The organism is Sphingobacterium sp. UBA865 (assembly GCF_002295765.1).
Lineage (GTDB): Bacteria > Bacteroidota > Bacteroidia > Sphingobacteriales > Sphingobacteriaceae > Sphingobacterium > Sphingobacterium multivorum.
On sequence record NZ_DBGB01000019.1, the window covers coordinates 169022 to 187256 of the forward strand.

Genomic DNA, 18235 nt, shown 5'->3' on the forward strand with positions numbered 1-18235 from the left:
AAGGTCAAAGATAAAATATTTTTTTTATCCCTTAAGCCTAAAATAATATTTATTGTGCTTTTATTGTTTGATTAATGACTTCTCCGTAATACTGTTCATATAAAGGCATAATATTGGACAATTGGAATTTTTTCGCATGATTTAATGCCGCTTCCTTAAATTTTTCTAAGCGCTCTCCATCTTCCAAGATATAAATCGCATTCTTTGCCATATCTTCAACATCACCAACAGCACTGAGAAATCCAGTGACGCCGTTTTCATTCAGCTCAGGTAACCCTCCAGTATTGGAAGAGATAACTGGCACTTGGCAAGCCATGGCTTCTAAAGCCGCAAGACCGAAACTTTCCGAACTTGAAGGCATCAGAAAAAGATCTGATACAGACAATATTTCTTCCACTGCATCCTGTTTCCCCAAGAAACGGACGTCCTTGCAGACATCAAGTTCTCTGGATAGCTCTTCTGCATTTCGACGCTCAGGACCGTCGCCTACCATCAATAATTTGGAAGGGATAACATCATGTACTTTCTTAAAAATACGGATGACATCTTCTGTATTTTTGACTTTTCTAAAGTTGGACGTATGGACTAATATACGCTCATTGCCGGGGGCAATGGCTTTTTTGAAATGTGACCGATCTTTATTGCTAAATCTGTCGAGGTCAATAAAGTTGGGAATCACTTTGATATCGCGCGTAATATCAAAATATTGAAGCGTCTGATCTTTCAGATTCTGTGATACAGCGGTTACGCCATCGGACTGATTGATGGAGAATGTTACGACCGGACTAAAACTCTTGTCTTTGCCAACCAATGTAATATCTGTCCCGTGTAAAGTCGTCACGACAGGAATATTAATGCCGTAGGTAGTGAGTAAAATCTGTTTGGCCATAAATGCCGCTGATGCATGTGGAATGGCATAGTGGACGTGGATCAAATCCAACTTTTCGAAGCGAACAACATCAACCAGTTTGCTGGCTAACGCAGATTCATAGGGTAGAAAATCAAAAAGAGGATACTGCGAAACAGCTACCTCATGATAGTATAGGTTTTCAGAAAAGAAATCCAGACGTGCAGGTTGTCGATAGGTTATAAAATGAATCTCATGTCCATTTGCGGCCAAGGCCTTTCCTAGTTCGGTTGCAACTACACCACTTCCACCAAAGGTGGGATAACAAACAATTCCTATTTTCATCTGCGTAATTATGTCTGAGCGCATATTTTAACGGCATCCCGTTATAAACGCTGTTTATTTTTTGTTAAAAGGCTCCCGGGAACCTCGTGTTAGTACTTTGATTGTCGTTGTTCAAGACTCGCAATGTCCATTACATACAAACGCTATTCATTCATGTGGCACCGACGAAGTTCTTTAGCTTGACAATTGCCCTCTTATTTTACTTTATGATAACAAGGTAAATTGAAGATGCTTTTTCCTGAATTTTGTGTTGCAAATTTCGTCTATTTATGCGTAAAATAACAAAAACCAATTGCCATAGTTTTGTGAATTTTTTGATTGGTTAAAAAGCACTATCTTTAAATAGATATTAAATCGGTATATGGATAACTTTATAAGTGATATTTCAGGACAGCAATTTCCTTCGGAACAACGTATTTTGGGGGCTTCAATCCGACAACCCATTTTTAAGCTGATAAAAAAGGAATATCCAGGTTTTAGTAAGGACAAGTATATCGCCGCAAGCGAGTTGACACGATTCAAAGAAACTTATATCGCCGAATTTCTGAAAGATGAGTCTGGACAGTTAAGTCAATTGGATCAGCAGGTCATCAACAGTTTTAAGGAAAATAAAGTGATCAGCGCAAGTTTGGATGGAGATAATTTGGAGCCAGTCAGCGTAGGAGACCGGGTTGCCGATAAAGTGGCTGAGTTTGGCGGAAGCTGGACCTTTATTATTTCCTTTGTCTTATTTTTGATTGTCTGGATTGCGGCCAATATCTTTTGGTTAAATAATAAAGGCTTTGATCCTTATCCCTTTATTTTACTGAACCTGATTTTGTCCTGCGTAGCTGCTTTGCAAGCTCCAGTTATTATGATGAGTCAAAACAGACAGGAAGATAAGGATCGTGAACGTGCAAGAAATGACTATATGGTCAACTTAAAGGCTGAACTCGAAATCAGGGAATTGCATGAGAAAATAGATCATCTCATTATCCGCAAAGAACAAGAACTTGTCGAAGTACAACGGGATCAAGTGGAAAAATTGAGCTTTCTATTAAAAAAGATGGAAAAAATAGAAGAAGCATTTAAAAATAAATGAATTTAGAAGGAGTAATAGGAGAACTTACGTTTAAGTTTTCCAGATCGGGTGGAGCAGGTGGACAACATGTAAACAAGGTGTCATCGAAAGTATTGTTGCAGTGGGATGTTGCGCTATCCACAGCTGCTTCTGTTGAAGAAAAAGCAATGATTTTCAACGCGTTGGCAAACCGTATCAATAAAGAAGGAATACTGCAATTGGAGTGCGATATCGATCGGTCGCAGATCCGTAATAAAGAAATCGCAATCGATCGCTTTAAGCGTATAGTGGAAGGCGCACTTGTGCCAGCAAAACCCCGTAAAAAAACCAAAACTCCGTATTCGAGTGTGCTGAAAAGACTGGATCGAAAGAAACAACAGTCTCAATTGAAAGCTTCAAGGAAAAAGAATTTCGACGAATAAAGATGATAATATCACTTGTTGTTTTAAATTAATTGTTTAATTATCAGTATTTTGTGTTTTAAACTAATTTATTAGTTGTAAAACTATGATTTTAGTTATAACTTGTGTATTGATTTATTATTCTGGTATTTATTTTATTCCTGAGGAGTTATGGAGGATTTTAAAGAGTTAACGAAAGCCGAGGAGCAGATTATGCAAGAGCTCTGGGAGATGGGCCGTGGCTTTGTCAAAGAAATTATTGATCGACTTCCGGAGCCGAAACCGGCCTATAACACGGTCTCGACCATCGTTCGTATTCTCGAAACAAAGGGCTTTGTAAGGCATGAATCTTTTGGTAAAAGTCATCAATATTTACCAAAGATTTCAAAAGAGGAATATAAGAAAGGTATCACAGGAAAGTTATTAACGAATTATTTTGATAATTCGCCCAAGCGTATGCTCTCTTATTTTTTGGAAGAGAATAGGCTGGACATCAAAGAACTTGATGACATCTTATCGATCATCGAACGTAATAAATAACAACCAATACCCTTTTATAAACTTTTTGATTATGATTTACTTATTGATTGTCAATATTTCATTGATTATCAGTTTTGTGCTCTACAAACTGATTTTTAGAAAACTTACTTTTTTTCAATGGAACCGGATCTATCTGATTGGAATGGTTGTATTTTCCTTATTAGCTCCTGTGGGTATTTTTATTGAATTACCCAAGACGGAAATGATTTCCAATCATATTCCACAGGTCGACTTAGGAACATATATGGATGTCGAAATCGGGAGCCCGATCGAAAAAAAACCTCTTTTTCTGTTGGATATTCTTGCCAAGATTTATTGGATAGGAGTGGGAATCGCTTTTTTTTTCCTGGCGATACGGATCAGGCAACTTGTTCGGGTATTGCGTTCTTCTCCTGAGTACCTGAGTTTTTCTTTTTTTAATCGGGTTGTGATTGGGAAATCGATTAAAAACAAGAAGAATATTGCATGGCATGAGCAGGTTCATGCTGAGCAGGGACATTCCTATGATTTACTGTTGATTGAGCTACTTAAAATTTTCAATTGGTTCAATCCTGTTGTGTATTTCTTTCAAAAGGAAATAAGGTTTCAACACGAGTATATTGTAGATGAAATTTGCTCGACCGATAAAGTGGCTTATGCAGAAATGCTGGTTGCTCATGCATTACGTACAGATCAATTGGCTTTTTCACATAAGTTTTCCAATCATTCTTTTTTAAAGCAGCGCATCACGATGTTATTTAAAGATAAATCTGTACAAAGACAACGCTTGTTATATGTGATTGTGCTGCCCATGTTATTGGTGGTAGCGGGGTCTACGTTGGTATTTAATACGAGTAGGGCCAAGGCTATGGTAGCGGATGTAGAAGAAAGCGTTAATGGCTTAACTGTGACTGATGAGCAGACATTGCCGAGCCAGTCTGAGGAGCTGAAAAATGGACAGGTAAATGAAGACAGTAAGGTCTACAAAGATCCTGAGATCATGGCTATTCCAGTTGGAGGAATGAAAAAGTATGTCATTGGATTGAGCAGTAGAATCCACGTGAGTGATGAAGCAATCAAAAATAATATGATCGGGGTAATTGTCATCTCAGCCATCGTGGAGAAAAATGGTGAGTTGAGCCATATAAAGGCTAAGAATGATTTGGGCTATGGCCTGGCATCCGCTGTGGAAAATGCTGTAAAAGCAAGTGGGAAATGGAAACCTGCAATCGTCAATGGGAAAGTCGTTCGATCGCTGCTTTCCTTACCCGTTACCGTTGGCGGAAAAACGACGTACTATTGGGAGGAAACTGACACATTGGGCAGAAAGGTCCGGATGTCATCTCATTCATTCCCGGGCGCTGAATCTGGTGAAGAGACGGAAAAACAACTCAAGGAAGTAAAATCGATAAGGACGGAAGATGAGAGCGACCGCTGGAATCTTTCATTGGATTTTCAGTCCGATTTAGTAACTTTTGATAAAGTTGAGGTGCAACCAACACCTATTGGGGGAATGCGATCTTTTATGATCTGGGTAGGCGATAATTTTGTTTTTCCGGAAGCAGCAATTAAACGGGAGGTTAATGGCATTGTTGAAGTAGCTTTTATTGTCGAAAAGGATGGCAGTTTATCCCATGTTGATGTAAAAAAAGATCTTGGTTATGGAACCAAAGAGGCGGCATTGGAGCTCCTAAAAGGTGCGAAAAAATGGAAACCGGGATTAGTTAACGGTAAACCGGTACGCGTGGCTTACACATTGCCTATTCGTTTAAATTTAAAGAAGTAAAGATTAGATCATAAATATGCAGAGCAGATTCATTCAAATTTTCTATTTTATTGTGGTTTTGGCCATGCTTTCTTCCTGTAAGTCCTATAAAGTGGTTCCCAACGGTTTTGCTGTACAAGGAGATGAGTATTTTGTTAATATTAACAAAGAGCTCACCGTATTCCTCGGGGATGATATTATGGAGGATAAAAATTGGCAAGGTAAGACTAATCCGATTAATGCAAAGCAGGTTGACAATCGATTTCGTCGTGTATTACGCCATTTACGCTATTCAGATACCGCGTATCAGGTTTTGTTTTCTGGACATCTGGAAGGAAAATATCAGTATGACATGCTTGCTGTAGTCAACAACTCGCCAAATGTAAAAGGGAAAAAAAATCACCTACTTGATTTAAGTTCTTTTCAACGGGAGCAAAATAAGGAGGGACGATATTTTTATACGACTACAACTTTTAAGGGACAAAAGCTGCTTCATTTTGTAATTCCGTTTAACGGGCGCCTTTGGCAAGAGAAAATGGTGTCGCTGATCTTTCTCTTCCCGGAGGATTTTACCGATATCGCGTGGGCGAAGGATGTAGTGATGTCTAATGTTGCTATGTATCGCGATCGTTATAAATTTACCCCGAGCCGCACAGAGATTTTATGTCCTGATGATGGTAGTAGCCGTTCGCATTTAGATTATAAAATTCCGGAAGAAAAGGTGAATAAAACAGGTTACATGTTAATGAAAGCTTATGGTGAAGTTGGCGGAGAACGAAAACTGGTTGTTTACCGCGTGATGAAGCCTGGTGATTTTTATGGGTCCTTTGTGACTTGTAAAGGGGATTATGAAATTCTATATACCACATTGCAAGACAAGATTGTTTGGCAGACCAAGGTGAACACAGAGCGGGATGTCGAATTCTAACGAAATAAATTGAAAGCCTTGGATCAATAATCCAGGGCTTTCAATTTATTCTTTAAATGTGAAATTTCATTTTGGAGCTGTTCAACTTTCTCCAATAGGTGACTGGCAACCTGAATTCCGGCAGGATTTACTTCAAGATCATAGTAGAGATTTGAAAAGCGTTCCAATTTTTGGAGCTCCTCTTCATCAATATATTGTTCTTCTTGTTGAATGACAATATGTATGAGTCCGTATTCCTCCATGGTTTGCAGGAATGTTGTTTCAACCTTTCTGGACTGGCAGAAGTCGATGACTTTAATGAGTGTCGTTTCCATAAGATTAGTGTTTTAAATCCTTCAATTGTTGGAACAAGGCCTTTTCTTCGGCAGACAGATTATTGGGCATTTGAATATTCAATGTGACATACAGATCGCCAAATTCACCTTCTTTGCGATACAAGGGGAATCCTTTTCCTTTAAGTCGCATTTTTGCACCATTTTGACTTTCGGCTTTAATCTTCAGTTTAACTTTGCCGCCGAATGTATCTAAGGTTGCTTCACCGCCTAAAATAGCTGTATAGAGGTCTATATCAAGTGTTGTGTATAAGTCATTCCCCTGACGTTTAAAACGGGCATCAGGTGTGATGTTGATGGTGATATAGAGATCTCCTTTTGGACCACCGTTGATGCCCTCTCCGCCATAACCTTTCAGTTTGATCTTCTGACCATCCTCCACGCCAGCATGAATCGTGATGCGAATACTTTTTCCATTGATATTGAAGGTCTGTTGATGTGTCGTGTAAGCTTCTTGTAAGGTTAAGCTGAGCTCCGCATTAAGGTCCTGGCCGCGGAATGTACTTTGGCGGCCTCCTCCGCGTCTGCTACCAAACATCTGTTCGAAGAAATCAGAGAATTGCCCATCATCAAAGTTTCCAGTGTACTCATGGGAACCGCCACCACCAAATGGATTTCCTCCAGCGCCGAATGGATTTCCTCCGTTAGATTGTGACTGACGGTATTGTTGTTGCGCTTTTTCATACTCCTCTCCATGTTGCCAATGTTCACCGTATTGGTCATATTTTTTGCGCTTTTCGGGATCGGATAATACTTCATTTGCCTCATTAATCTCCTGAAATCGTTGTTTGGCCTCATTGTCATTGGGGTTGACATCAGGGTGGTATTTACGGGCTAGTTTTCGATATGCTTTTTTGATGTCATCAGCAGAAGCTGTTTTATCAATGCCAAGCACTTTATAGTAATCTACAAAAGCCATAAATTATACTTGTTTTGTATTAAAGATAACAATAATTGTGAATAAAAGGTTGATGCTAAAGGTCATTTTAGTACAAAAAAAATCAAGTAAACAATCATTTACTTGCTTTTTATATTGTACAAAATAATCCTTGATAAAGCCGATAATTTGACCTTACTCTTTATTACTGTCGATGACCAGGCGATTTTCCCTATTGGCTATTTGCCATGCCGTGTAAAATGCGAGCTTTTCGCGTTTTACCATTAATGGAAAGTCGATCTTGTCATAGGTATCTGCAGGCGTGTGGTAGTCCGGATGCAGGCCCGAAAAATAAAAGACAGAAGGAATACCTTTCTTGGCAAAGTTATAATGATCGGATCTATAGTACAAACGCATAGGATCCTTTGGATTGTCATACATATAGTCAATCTCCAGTTTCGTATGTTTTTCATTCTCATTTTTATTGATCTCATATAACTCGGAGCTCAATTTATCTGAACCGATAGCGTGGATATAATCATGATTGCCTTTGAGATGCTTGTCGTCGACACGGCCGATCATATCGATATTGATGCAAGCAACGGTGTTTTTCAATGGAAATATCGGATTTTCTGTATAGAATTTGGAACCTAGCAAACCTTTTTCTTCTGCAGCATAGGTGATGAACAAAATGCTGCGACGTGGGCCATTTCCTGTTGATTTAGCTTTCGAAAAAGCGCGTGCCAACTCAAGGACGGCTGTTGTGCCCGAGGCATTGTCATCGGCCCCAAAGAAGATATTGCCTTTGGAATCCATTCCATCGTGGTCGTAGTGGCCTCCGATCACAACGATTTCGTCTTTTTTATCTGTTCCTTCCAGATAGCCAAGAATGTTTGGATCAGCTAAAGCAGCCGCATTGGTGCCAAACTCAGCTTTAAAATTTGTTGAAATAACAAAGGAATTAGGTTTTCCCGTACGATTAATCTTTGCAACAACAGTAGCAAGGTTAGTTCTCGCCAGGTTTAGTATATAATTTGCGGCATGGTCTGTAATGTTGACTACAGGGATCATTGGCGACTTTTCCGGCGCTGGTTGGTCCACCGCCAAATTGTAACGACCCTCAATAGCACGGTCTCCCGCATCCTCCAAAAGTTGGGACAGCTGACTATTGATCGCTAATACCATTTTGGGATTGTGTTTAAGGATCTCTTTGACTTTTTTATTTCGGGTTGTTGCCCAGTCCGACGCAGTCTTTTTGCTGCTAATCCATGAATTTCCTTTCTCATCTGTTGGCTCATTCTCATTGATCAACATAACGATCTTATTGTGGAGATCCAAGCCCGAGATATCCGAATACTTGGGATCATCTATGCCATAACCAATAAACACGATTTCATTGCTTTCGAAGAATTTGTTCTCGTTGTTGCCAATGACGAAAATGTCCTTACCATGCTGGAAGGGCCTGTCGTTAATACTAAATTGCTTTACTTTAAAGCTGTTGCGAATTAGTTGCAGAGGTTGGAAATAGGATCCGTTGACAGGTGCACTAAGTCCATATTTTTTAAATTCATTGGCAATATATTCTGCTGCCAGACGTCCGCCTTTTTGGCCGGTTCCTCGGCCTTCAAAATCGACAGAAGCTAAAGTGCGCAGATGCTTCTGGGTAGATTCTACCGTGATTTCATCGGCATATTTACTGTTTATGTCCTGTGCATTTGCACAGCTCATCAGAGCGCATGCTATCCAAAGCAGGTTGTATATTTTCTTCATTGTTTATTTTTTACTAGTGTGACTTTCAGTACCTTATTTTGTAATTTAATTAACCAGATCAGCTGCGTATCATCTCCTTGATTGATATAACAGGTGTCGTTATCTGCACAATATATAAAAAAAAGCGGATGAAAAGTGTAATTTGCTTTTCATCCGCTTCTTAAAATATGTTAATTTACCTAACAGCTACAAGCTATTTTGTTTACGCGGTTAGCGTGACGCCCACCTTCGAATTCCGTGTTTATAAATGTGTTGACGATCTTTTTAGCGAGGTCAAGGTCGATAAAACGTGCAGGTATACATACGACGTTCGCATCATTATGCTGACGGGCTAAAGCCGAAATTTCCTCTAACCAACAGATAGCAGCACGGATATTTTGGTGTTTATTGGCTGTGATAGCAACACCATTTGCACTTCCACAAATTAAGACTCCGGCATCAGCTTCTTTGTTTTCTACCGCTGATGAAACTGGGTGTGCGAAATCCGGATAATCCACTGAATCTGGGGAATTTGTTCCAAAATCTGTTACCTCATAACCCAGTTCATTTAGAAAACTTACCAAAGCTGTTTTGTATTCAAAGCCGGCATGGTCACTTCCAATCGCAATTTTCTTTACGCTGCTCATTTTATTGTTATTTTATTTTTCTTGTGCTAATTTTTTTCTTTTGACATCGGCCGAAACCATGATACTTATCTCATATAATAAGAACATTGGTGCTGCAACTGTCAGCATGGTGATGATATCTGCGGAAGGTGTAATGATAGCTGCTATCACTAAAATAATTACAGTTGCATAACGACGGCTGGCCCGCATAAATTCAGGGGTCATAATGCCTATTTTCGAGAGAATAAATACCAGTATCGGGAGTAGGAAAACAATTCCACAGCCCAATGTTAACGTTGCTATCGTAGAAAGGTAGTTATCAATGGTAATCTGGTTGACGATCTCATCACTTAGGGATACGTTGGCTAGAAAGTTGATGGATAAGGGTACAACAATGTAGTATCCGAAGAGTGCTCCTAAAATAAACAATAAAGAAGAGTAAAAAACAAACCCGCGTGCAGACCGTCTTTCCACATCGGTCAGTGCTGGTTTTACAAATAACCAAATTTCAAAAAGGAGGTAGGGGAATCCCATCATCAAAGCCATCAATAAACAGGAGTTTATCTGAAGCATAAATTGACCTGCTAGTTCGGTATTGATGATATTAAAAGGAATTTTCTTGACACAGAAGTCTGCTAAATTGAAAGCATCTGCTGCCTTACACATCATGCGATAGGTCCAAAAATTTAAATTCTTTGGCCCCATGATGATATCGTTGAATACGAAATCGTAGAATGTAAAGGCAATACCTGCAAAGATACAGATCGCAATTGCTGAACGGACCAAATGCCATCTTAAAACCTCAAGGTGGTCAAAAAAAGACATTTCCGCTTCTATATTCTTCCCTTTATCTTTAATAGCTTGTATTAGATCTTTCGAATTAGGTGTACTCATAAAAATTGTTTGGAAACAAAAATACCATTCTTATTGTAAAGAATGGTATTTTTTATGTATGTAAAGATAATTTTATTTAATCTTCCGCAGGATATTCCGTTAGGTCGAAAGTTTCCATAAACTTTGTCGTGAAATTGCCGGCTCTAAAGTTAGGGTCGCGCATCAATCTCAAATGCAAAGGAATGGTTGTTTTGATCCCTTCAATGACGAATTCACTCAATGCACGTTCCATAGTACAAATTGCTTCCTCACGTGTTTGCGCAACGGTGATCAATTTAGCAATCATAGAATCATAGTTTGGCGGAATTGAGTAACCAGAATAAACGTGTGTATCTACACGTACACCATGTCCACCTGGTGAGTGGAAGTTGGTGATTTTACCTGGTGAAGGACGGAAATTGTTAAAAGGATCCTCCGCATTGATACGACATTCGATCGCATGCATTCCTGGTTCGTAGTTTTTTCCGGAGATCGGAATTCCTGCGGCCACCTTAATTTGTTCTTTGATCAGATCAAAGTTGATGACTTCTTCCGTTACCGGGTGTTCTACTTGGATACGTGTGTTCATTTCCATAAAGTAGAAGTTGCGGTGTTTGTCAACCAAGAATTCGATTGTACCAGCACCTTCATAGTTTACAGCTTTAGCACCTTTGACAGCAGCCTCTCCCATTTCAGTTCTCAATTCGGGAGTCATAAAAGGTGATGGCGATTCTTCGATCAATTTTTGATGACGACGTTGGATCGAACAGTCACGTTCGGATAGATGACATACTGTACCGAATTGGTCACCCACAATTTGGAATTCGATATGACGCGGTTCCTCTACATATTTTTCAAGGTAGATACCGTCGTTACCGAACGCAGCCGCAGATTCTACACGCGCAGAATCCCAAGCTGGTTCAAACTCTTCGTCTTTCCAAATGATGCGCATACCACGGCCACCACCACCGGCTGTTGCCTTGATGATAACTGGGTAGCCGATTTCATTGGCTAAGGTAATACCTTCTTTTACGTTTGAGATCAAACCATCGGATCCTGGAACAGTAGGAACACCAGCTTTTTTCATGGTATCTTTTGCACGGGATTTATCACCCATTTTCTCGATCTGCTCTGCAGTTGCACCAATAAATTTGATACCGTACTCTGCACAGATAGCTGAGAAACGAGCATTTTCCGACAAGAAACCATATCCTGGGTGAATCGCATCTGCATTTGTTAATTCAGCTGCAGAAATAATATTCGGAATGTTTAAGTAAGAGTCTCTACTCGGTGGAGGACCAATACAAACTGCTTCATCCGCAAATCTTACGTGTAAACTATCGCGATCGGCAGTGGAATATACTGCGACACTCTTGATACCCATTTCACGACAGGTACGGATAATGCGCAGGGCAATCTCGCCTCTATTTGCAATTAATATTTTTTTGAACATTGTATTGAATTATGAAGTTTGCAAAAAATGTAGCCCTTTGGAGGCTACATGTATTCATTTACGTAATTGTAAATTACTTAGGCTCAACTAAGAATAATGGTTGGTCGAACTCAACAGGTTGAGCGTCTTCTACCAAAATCTTAACGATTTTACCTGAAACTTCAGATTCAATTTCGTTGAATAATTTCATTGCTTCAATGATGCATAGTACAGAACCGGTATTGATATCATCACCAACATTGACGAAAGATGGTTTACCAGGTCCAGCCGAACGGTAAAATGTACCGATCATTGGTGATTTGATTGTGATCAAGTTTGCTTCAGCGCTTGCGGCTGGTGCTGCAGGGCTAGCTACTGGAGCTGGTGCCGCTGCTTGTGCAACTTGAGGAGCAGCAATTGGAGCAACAGCAGGAACAGTAGCTGTTACGTACGTAGGCTCTTGATTTGTTTTTATTGTAATTTTAAAATCTTGCTCTTCAATTGAGACTTCATTCACACCTGATTTTGAAACGAATTTAATCAAGTCCTGAATTTGTTTGATATCCATACCCATAGTATTCTAGGTTTTGTTTGTTTCTAAAAAATTCTAACTGTCAAAAGTAATAAATTATACCATAAAATGGACAACTAATACGCCCATTTTAAATAGATGGATCCCCAAGTGAAACCTCCACCGAAAGCAGCAAGGATAAGATTATCTCCTTTCTTCAATTGAGATTCCCATTCCCACAAGCATAAAGGAATAGTACCACTGGTGGTATTTCCATATTTTTGAATGTTCACCATCACTTTTTCTTCCGGAAGCCCCACACGTTCTGCCGTTGCATCAATAATACGTTTGTTGGCCTGATGAGGCACCAACCAAGCAATATCTTCTGACTTTAAGTTATTTTTGACCATAACCTCATGTGCTACATCAGCCATATTGGTTACGGCAAATTTAAACACCGTACGACCTTCTTGGTAAGCGTAATGTAATCCTGCATCTACCGTTGCATGCGACGCCGGATTCAGCGAACCCCCACCTTTGATATTCAAAAACTGTCCTCCGGAACCATCGGTTTTTAAAATAGCATCTTGTATACCCATGCCTTCTTCATTTGGCTCCAATAATACACAGCCACAACCATCACCAAATAGGATACAGGTATTGCGGTCTTGGTAATTGATGACCGAAGACATTTTATCGGCACCGATAACAAGGACTTTTTTATGAGTGCCAGCAGTGATAAATTGTGTTCCTGTATTCAGACCGAACAAGAAACCTGAACAAGCCGCTTGAAGATCAAATCCCCATGCATTTGTAGCTCCGATTTTATCGGCCAGAATATTTGCAGTCGCAGGGAACAGCATATCTGGTGTGCTTGTACAAAAGATAATAAGGTCAATATCTGTAGCAGCTATACCTCTTTTTTTCAATAAACCTTGCACTGCAGGTACAGCAAGATCTGAAGTAGCAAGACCTTCACCTTTTAAGATGCGACGCTCTTTGATTCCCGTTCTGGAAACAATCCATTCGTCGTTGGTGTCGACCATTGTTTCCAATTCTTTGTTAGTAAGGATATAATCCGGAACGTAACCATTTACAGCCGTGATTGCGGCGTGAATCTTTGACATAAATACTCTAATTGAAAATAGATCTGATGCTGTCAATGAACTTAGACTCGATCATATCTCTTGAAAATAAAACCATATTTTTAATGGCCTCAGGTGTCGAAATACCATGGCCAATAATGACAGGAGCATTAACTCCCAAGATCGGGCTACCGCCGTACTGCTCGTAGTTGAATCGGTCGAAGAAATCATCTTTAAAACCTTTTTTCAACGTCACTACATAAAATGATTCTGCGAGTTTCAAGACGACGTTGCCTGTAAATCCATCACAGACGTAAACGTCGGCATGGTCACTGAACAGGTCACGGCCTTCTGCATTTCCGATAAAGTTAATCTTGTCGTTGGCTTTAAGTAGGGGGTAGGTAGAGGTTGTTAGGATGTTTCCTTTTTCTTCTTCTTCTCCGATATTCAATAATCCCACTTTAGGGGTGGATACATTAAACACATGTTCGGCAAAGACACTTCCCAAGATTGCAAATTGGTTCAACATCTCTGGTTTACAGTCCGCATTAGCGCCGACGTCCAATAAGATTCCGAAGCCTGATTTTAATTTGGGAACAATGGATGCTATTGCAGGGCGTAATACGCCTGGGATAGCTTTAACGCTGAACATTGAGCCCACAAGCATGGCGCCAGTATTACCAGCAGAAGCGAATGAGTCAATTTCTTTGTTTTTTAAATATTCAAATCCCTTCGCAATACTTGAGTTGGGTTTTTGAGTTATTGCTTTGGTTGGATGTTCACCCATTGCAATGACTTCTGGAGCCTCCACATATTCAAAGTCAGATGAATTTCCTCCGGCTTGATTGATTAATTGTTTAGTCTCTTCAGTTTTACCAAAAAGGACTATTTTTTGGTCTCCAGTAAGCTGTTTTTGTGCTTCAATAGCACCTGTTATCGTTGCTTTAGGAGCATAATCTCCTCCTAAAATATCTAAACCAATCTTCATCCGTTATTATTTAGTAAATCAATAATACGCAAAAAACATCCCAAAGTAAAGCAAATTTCTAAAATAGTGCTTGTCTGGGATGTTTTGGTGTTATGAAAGGTTTACCTTAGACAACAGCTGTATTTTCAATGATCAATTTACCGTTGTAGTACAAGTTTCCGTCTACAGTATATGCACGGTGAGGTAAATGAACTGCGCCAGTTTCTTTACATACTGTCAAGCTTGGAGCTTCAGCTTTATAATGTGTTCTTCTTTTGTCTCTTCTTGATTTAGAAGTTTTACGTTTTGGATGTGCCATCTCGTATTCTTGTTTTAGTTATTTTTAATATTTCTCAATGCTTCCCAACGTGGGTCGATAATTTCTTCTTCTTTTTGTTCCTCTGAATCAGGCTCGCTTGTAAATAACGCGAGCATCTCAGGATCACATTGTATACCTTGTCCCTGCTCTTCACATTTTACGATATAGGGAACAGCTAAATTAATGTATTCGTATAACAACTCAGCTATATCCAACTCATGGTCGCTTTTGGATAAGATCAACACCTCTTCGGTATTATCTGTCCAATCTTCATCCGTGAATTTGACTAATATTCGTTCTTGAATTGAAATCGGTGACATAAACTCTTTTAAGCAGGTATCACAAGTCAATTGAATTTCGCCTTGGATATCAAAATGCAAAATCAAAAGATTTTCTTGTTTTTGCAATTCAACTTCTGCTTTCAGATTGCCATCTTTTACAATCGAATGTTCGTAGCAGTCAAAGAACTTTTTATTAATGTCAAACTCAAAATTGTGCTTTCCAGCGTTGAGCCCCGAAAAGGGAATTCTGTATTGTTTTAGATGTTTCACAATCTTGCATTTGAGCCTGCAAAGGTATGTATAAAATCATTAGGATAGAAATATTTTTTCAAATATTCCGAAGCAAAGCTTCATATACACCAGTAACAGGACTTATTCATAATAATTTTTGCCTAACTCTATTTTTTCGCGCCCATTTGCCATACGCCATTTGTTGGTATCGCGTAGCGAATAAGCACAGCCGCAATATTCCTGCATATAGAATTTCTCCTTTTTGGAGACTTCAAGCATACGGGCAGAACCACCTTTCTTACGCCAGTTGAAAGTCCAATACTCCATCCCTTCATGGCGGGAGGCAGCACGTAAACCACAATCATTGATCTGCTCCATGTTTTTCCAACGGGAGATACCCAGCGAACTTGAAATCACATCAAAGCCATTGGCAGCCGCATACTCAGCCGTTTTTTCAAAACGCATATCAAAACACATCGTGCAACGGATGCCTCTTTCAGGCTCTTGCTCCATCCCTTTGGCCAAATCAAACCAATGATCAACATCGTAGTCCGCATCAATAAAAGGGATATTATGTTTTTCCGCAAATCGGATGTTCTCGTCTTTGCGTAAATCATATTCTTTGCGGGGATGAATATTGGGATTGTAAAAATAGATTGTAAAATCGATATCCGAAGCAATGAGTGCTTCCATCACTTCTCCAGAACACGGAGCACAGCAGGAGTGTAAAAGTAATTTTTTGCCCTCTCCCGGTAATGTCAACGTCTCCCTTACAAATTCCTTATTTTCCATAATCGTATGTGCTAACAAAAACAAAGGCAATTTTAATCAAAAAGTAGCGGATTGACAAATATTTCCGTTTTACTTATACGGGTTTGCCCCTAAAAGAATCATATAAATTCATTGATATTCTGCATATATTAGTAGATTTGTATGTTTAACGCAATACGCTATTTTTAATAAAAAATATATGAAATTTTCGTTTCAATCCTGTATTATCCTATTCGTTGCCAGTGTAATAGGTTTTACTTCTTGCAAGAAACTGGATGATGAGCCTGTACGAACGGGGGCTACTTTGATCTCTAGATTATATGTTTCTTTCTCGGATTACGACCAGAACAATTCTGCGCTTAAAAACATGATGATTATCGATCCGGCTGATACGACCAATTTAGATAATATCTATCAATATCTTTCTCCGGCAAAAGGGGGCGGACCAATTCTTTTTGATGCTGCTGCCCGGGCTATCTTTCAGGCGAGTGTTACGGCACAGGATACCTTTCTTCAGGTGATTCCATTTGCCAATGAGATCTATGGAATTCCCGGTAATGCAGGTGCTATTGGATACCGCGGTTTTACGAATGTTAGGGGATTGGCCTATTATACGTATGCCCAACAAAATGGTACATCTGGATCTGTAACAACACCATTTCTTTTGGCGGTTACAAATCGCGGAGTAGGTAATTCCATGTTATATGCGATAAGTACACCAAGTGGAAAAGTGGGATCAAAAGGTGGAGCACCAATCATTGACAAACAGATTAACCTTGGGAACCTGGTTCCGAGTTCACTGACTTTATTGAATAGCAATACAAGTGATAGTAATGAGAAATTGGTGCTGATTGGTTTTAATAATGAAGGAACAGAAAATAGAAGTGGTTTTGCTGTATATTCTCAACTCAAACAAGAACTCATCGACCGTCCTCGCGATACCATTGTAGCTTCCACTAGATTTACGCCAGTGATGAAAGTATATATCAATGGTAAAACGGGATTAGGCTCGGTGTCCTATGCACCCAAAAAGGGTTTGTTGGCGGTAACTTCCGGTAGTGAAGTGCTATTTTTCAAAGATCCAAAAACCTTATTTAGTGGAGGCACGGACAAAACTGTGGCGCCTGATTACGTCATCGGTGGGGCTAATACAGGTTTAGTAAAACCTTGGGGGATAGCCATTGATGATCGTACGGAACAAGGGAAATTCTTTTATGTTTCTGATCTAACGAATCGTACAATTTCGCGTTTTCCATTGCTAGGTGAAGGCAATATAAAACCCGATATTGCAGCGAAAACCTATGGCTCTTTGACGCCGAATTATATCTTTTTAGATGCTCGTGAAGCTAATATTTTCTAACGTGCAGTTTAAGCAAGCAACTGGAAAAGCGCTTTGATTTCCTGTTGCTTGTTTGAACTTTCATGTTCCTCGTAGGCAGACATCAAGTTTCGCAAAGCTCGTTTAAGGATGGTCACATTATCGCAGGGATAGGTGAATTCTCTATCCGGATTGAGGTTCAGTTGCTTCAAAAATGAATTTACATCGCTTTTTTGCATAACCTGCCCACGATTAAAGGCATTGATGTAAAACAGCACATTTTCATTCCCTTCTTCATCCGAATCCATATACGCCAATACAAAATGCTTTGGTAAATTAATACCGTAGATCGGAATGTCCAATTTTTGTGCAATGATACTGTAAATGCAGGATAGGGTTAAGGGATTCCCCTGTTTGGTATCGAGTACTTGACCAATATAGGAATTCTGTGGATGATGATAATCCTTTGTATTTCCTGTTAGGCCGAAGGAGCCAAAAAGAACATGATTCATCAGGTTCACTTTTTCCAGCGGGCTCATGTCGTAATGCAAACCGCGCCATACCTCAGTTTTGAGATCTTCTATCGCTAAAATAATCTTATGATCCTCATAAGAAGGATATTGATAATTATTGAGGATAATTAATCCTTCCAGTAGATTGAATGAGTTACTCAGGTTCCAAATCTGTAATTCGTTTTTGGTCTGATCAAATTGAATTTCATGGATAATATTCTCTAATCGACCCTGTATGTGAGGATCGAAGCTGGACTCCCAAAATTTTTCCAAATAGGGTACAATCTCAGGACCTTGGCTTTTTAACTGGTGCTCCACTTCCTGAATAATCTGTTGGTCGGTGTCGTCCAACAGGGATATTAGCGATTTCAACTCTCTCTCATTCATCATAACGAAGTTAAAGAATTGATTCGAGATATGAGCTAAAAAAATCCCTACCGTCATTGATGTACTGCGTAGGGATTATCCAGGTTAAATTGGCATACA

The 18235-nt window shown here is 39.5% G+C and carries 20 protein-coding genes; 6 read left to right on the forward strand and 14 right to left on the reverse strand.

The genetic code is table 11. The annotated features are described in order from the left end of the window. Positions 1–49: 49 nt before the first annotated feature. Positions 50–1192 carry an N-acetyl-alpha-D-glucosaminyl L-malate synthase BshA gene (gene bshA / locus B2O97_RS10465; RefSeq protein WP_046672291.1) on the reverse strand — a complete coding sequence of 381 codons (1143 nt, stop codon included), beginning with the start codon at positions 1190–1192 and terminating at the stop codon, positions 50–52. A gap of 361 nt (positions 1193–1553) precedes the next feature. On the opposite strand from bshA, the gene B2O97_RS10470 reads away from it, so the two are divergent. The 5 genes from B2O97_RS10470 (at position 1554) to B2O97_RS10490 (ending at position 5865) form a co-directional block, all read left to right on the forward strand. Next, positions 1554–2273, forward strand: a complete 720-nt coding sequence (locus B2O97_RS10470) for a DUF1003 domain-containing protein (RefSeq protein ID WP_112373760.1) — start codon at positions 1554–1556, stop codon at positions 2271–2273. Next, positions 2270–2674, forward strand: a complete 405-nt coding sequence (gene arfB / locus B2O97_RS10475) for an alternative ribosome rescue aminoacyl-tRNA hydrolase ArfB (RefSeq protein ID WP_070566211.1) — start codon at positions 2270–2272, stop codon at positions 2672–2674. The genes B2O97_RS10470 and arfB overlap by 4 nt, the downstream gene beginning before the upstream one ends. A 150-nt stretch (positions 2675–2824) precedes the next feature. Beyond that, the gene (locus tag B2O97_RS10480; protein WP_046672281.1) at positions 2825–3193 is read left to right on the forward strand and encodes a BlaI/MecI/CopY family transcriptional regulator; all 369 of its coding nucleotides are present in this window, start codon (positions 2825–2827) and stop codon (positions 3191–3193) included. A gap of 31 nt (positions 3194–3224) precedes the next feature. Further along, positions 3225–4958: an energy transducer TonB gene (locus B2O97_RS10485; protein ID WP_201303465.1), complete on the forward strand. Its 1734-nt coding sequence runs from the start codon at positions 3225–3227 to the stop codon at positions 4956–4958. Between the two features lie 16 nt (positions 4959–4974). After that, the gene (locus tag B2O97_RS10490; protein WP_112373758.1) at positions 4975–5865 is read left to right on the forward strand and encodes a hypothetical protein; all 891 of its coding nucleotides are present in this window, start codon (positions 4975–4977) and stop codon (positions 5863–5865) included. 23 nt (positions 5866–5888) lie between these two features. Here B2O97_RS10490 and B2O97_RS10495 read toward each other — a convergent pair whose 3' ends face one another. From B2O97_RS10495 to B2O97_RS10550, 12 genes are all read right to left on the reverse strand, one after another. After that, on the reverse strand, positions 5889–6179 hold the full coding sequence (locus B2O97_RS10495; RefSeq protein WP_046672278.1) for a chaperone modulator CbpM: 291 nt from the start codon (positions 6177–6179) through the stop codon (positions 5889–5891). Between the two features lie 4 nt (positions 6180–6183). Then, positions 6184–7116: a DnaJ C-terminal domain-containing protein gene (locus tag B2O97_RS10500; protein ID WP_070566219.1), complete on the reverse strand. Its 933-nt coding sequence runs from the start codon at positions 7114–7116 to the stop codon at positions 6184–6186. A gap of 153 nt (positions 7117–7269) precedes the next feature. Beyond that, the gene (locus B2O97_RS10505) at positions 7270–8844 is read right to left on the reverse strand and encodes a M28 family peptidase (RefSeq protein ID WP_159332736.1); all 1575 of its coding nucleotides are present in this window, start codon (positions 8842–8844) and stop codon (positions 7270–7272) included. Positions 8845–9023: 179 nt separating this feature from the next. Beyond that, positions 9024–9470: a ribose 5-phosphate isomerase B gene (rpiB, locus tag B2O97_RS10510; protein ID WP_159332737.1), complete on the reverse strand. Its 447-nt coding sequence runs from the start codon at positions 9468–9470 to the stop codon at positions 9024–9026. Positions 9471–9482: 12 nt separating this feature from the next. After that, positions 9483–10343: a twin-arginine translocase subunit TatC gene (gene tatC / locus B2O97_RS10515; RefSeq protein WP_070566223.1), complete on the reverse strand. Its 861-nt coding sequence runs from the start codon at positions 10341–10343 to the stop codon at positions 9483–9485. A gap of 76 nt (positions 10344–10419) precedes the next feature. Continuing rightward, positions 10420–11775: an acetyl-CoA carboxylase biotin carboxylase subunit gene (gene accC, locus B2O97_RS10520; RefSeq protein WP_159332738.1), complete on the reverse strand. Its 1356-nt coding sequence runs from the start codon at positions 11773–11775 to the stop codon at positions 10420–10422. A gap of 73 nt (positions 11776–11848) precedes the next feature. Then, a complete protein-coding gene (gene accB, locus B2O97_RS10525; RefSeq protein ID WP_046672272.1) occupies positions 11849–12328 on the reverse strand; it encodes an acetyl-CoA carboxylase biotin carboxyl carrier protein in 480 nt (159 codons plus the stop codon). A gap of 74 nt (positions 12329–12402) precedes the next feature. Further along, the gene (locus tag B2O97_RS10530; protein ID WP_046672271.1) at positions 12403–13392 is read right to left on the reverse strand and encodes a beta-ketoacyl-ACP synthase III; all 990 of its coding nucleotides are present in this window, start codon (positions 13390–13392) and stop codon (positions 12403–12405) included. 7 nt (positions 13393–13399) lie between these two features. Continuing rightward, a complete protein-coding gene (gene plsX, locus B2O97_RS10535) occupies positions 13400–14338 on the reverse strand; it encodes a phosphate acyltransferase PlsX (protein WP_070566225.1) in 939 nt (312 codons plus the stop codon). A gap of 106 nt (positions 14339–14444) precedes the next feature. Further along, complete coding sequence (gene rpmF / locus B2O97_RS10540) at positions 14445–14636, reverse strand: 50S ribosomal protein L32 (RefSeq protein ID WP_046672269.1); 192 nt, start codon at positions 14634–14636, stop codon at positions 14445–14447. A 14-nt stretch (positions 14637–14650) separates the two neighbouring features. Continuing rightward, positions 14651–15187, reverse strand: a complete 537-nt coding sequence (locus B2O97_RS10545) for a YceD family protein (RefSeq protein WP_046672268.1) — start codon at positions 15185–15187, stop codon at positions 14651–14653. Positions 15188–15289: 102 nt separating this feature from the next. Beyond that, positions 15290–15940: an epoxyqueuosine reductase QueH gene (locus B2O97_RS10550; RefSeq protein WP_070566227.1), complete on the reverse strand. Its 651-nt coding sequence runs from the start codon at positions 15938–15940 to the stop codon at positions 15290–15292. Positions 15941–16118: 178 nt separating this feature from the next. On the opposite strand from B2O97_RS10550, the gene B2O97_RS10555 reads away from it, so the two are divergent. Further along, positions 16119–17279 (forward strand): hypothetical protein, encoded by a 1161-nt coding sequence (locus tag B2O97_RS10555; RefSeq protein ID WP_070566229.1) that lies wholly within the window; start codon positions 16119–16121, stop codon positions 17277–17279. Positions 17280–17287: 8 nt separating this feature from the next. Here the strand turns inward: B2O97_RS10555 and B2O97_RS10560 are convergent, their stop codons facing one another. Next, entirely contained in the window at positions 17288–18139 is an 852-nt protein-coding gene (locus B2O97_RS10560) for a transglutaminase-like domain-containing protein (RefSeq protein WP_312128990.1), read from the reverse strand. Positions 18140–18235: the final 96 nt, after the last annotated feature.

What these genes read in the sequence shown, in the direction of transcription:
- bshA (WP_046672291.1), bottom strand. Translation starts at nt 1,192, where the DNA reads ATGAAAATAGGAATTGTTTGTTATCCCACCTTTGGTGGAAGTGGTGTA.
- B2O97_RS10470 (WP_112373760.1), top strand. Translation starts at nt 1,554, where the DNA reads ATGGATAACTTTATAAGTGATATTTCAGGACAGCAATTTCCTTCGGAA.
- arfB (WP_070566211.1), top strand. Translation starts at nt 2,270, where the DNA reads ATGAATTTAGAAGGAGTAATAGGAGAACTTACGTTTAAGTTTTCCAGA.
- B2O97_RS10480 (WP_046672281.1), top strand. Translation starts at nt 2,825, where the DNA reads ATGGAGGATTTTAAAGAGTTAACGAAAGCCGAGGAGCAGATTATGCAA.
- B2O97_RS10485 (WP_201303465.1), top strand. Translation starts at nt 3,225, where the DNA reads ATGATTTACTTATTGATTGTCAATATTTCATTGATTATCAGTTTTGTG.
- B2O97_RS10490 (WP_112373758.1), top strand. Translation starts at nt 4,975, where the DNA reads ATGCAGAGCAGATTCATTCAAATTTTCTATTTTATTGTGGTTTTGGCC.
- B2O97_RS10495 (WP_046672278.1), bottom strand. Translation starts at nt 6,179, where the DNA reads ATGGAAACGACACTCATTAAAGTCATCGACTTCTGCCAGTCCAGAAAG.
- B2O97_RS10500 (WP_070566219.1), bottom strand. Translation starts at nt 7,116, where the DNA reads ATGGCTTTTGTAGATTACTATAAAGTGCTTGGCATTGATAAAACAGCT.
- B2O97_RS10505 (WP_159332736.1), bottom strand. Translation starts at nt 8,844, where the DNA reads ATGAAGAAAATATACAACCTGCTTTGGATAGCATGCGCTCTGATGAGC.
- rpiB (WP_159332737.1), bottom strand. Translation starts at nt 9,470, where the DNA reads ATGAGCAGCGTAAAGAAAATTGCGATTGGAAGTGACCATGCCGGCTTT.
- tatC (WP_070566223.1), bottom strand. Translation starts at nt 10,343, where the DNA reads ATGAGTACACCTAATTCGAAAGATCTAATACAAGCTATTAAAGATAAA.
- accC (WP_159332738.1), bottom strand. Translation starts at nt 11,775, where the DNA reads ATGTTCAAAAAAATATTAATTGCAAATAGAGGCGAGATTGCCCTGCGC.
- accB (WP_046672272.1), bottom strand. Translation starts at nt 12,328, where the DNA reads ATGGGTATGGATATCAAACAAATTCAGGACTTGATTAAATTCGTTTCA.
- B2O97_RS10530 (WP_046672271.1), bottom strand. Translation starts at nt 13,392, where the DNA reads ATGTCAAAGATTCACGCCGCAATCACGGCTGTAAATGGTTACGTTCCG.
- plsX (WP_070566225.1), bottom strand. Translation starts at nt 14,338, where the DNA reads ATGAAGATTGGTTTAGATATTTTAGGAGGAGATTATGCTCCTAAAGCA.
- rpmF (WP_046672269.1), bottom strand. Translation starts at nt 14,636, where the DNA reads ATGGCACATCCAAAACGTAAAACTTCTAAATCAAGAAGAGACAAAAGA.
- B2O97_RS10550 (WP_070566227.1), bottom strand. Translation starts at nt 15,940, where the DNA reads ATGGAAAATAAGGAATTTGTAAGGGAGACGTTGACATTACCGGGAGAG.
- B2O97_RS10555 (WP_070566229.1), top strand. Translation starts at nt 16,119, where the DNA reads ATGAAATTTTCGTTTCAATCCTGTATTATCCTATTCGTTGCCAGTGTA.
- B2O97_RS10560 (WP_312128990.1), bottom strand. Translation starts at nt 18,139, where the DNA reads ATGATGAATGAGAGAGAGTTGAAATCGCTAATATCCCTGTTGGACGAC.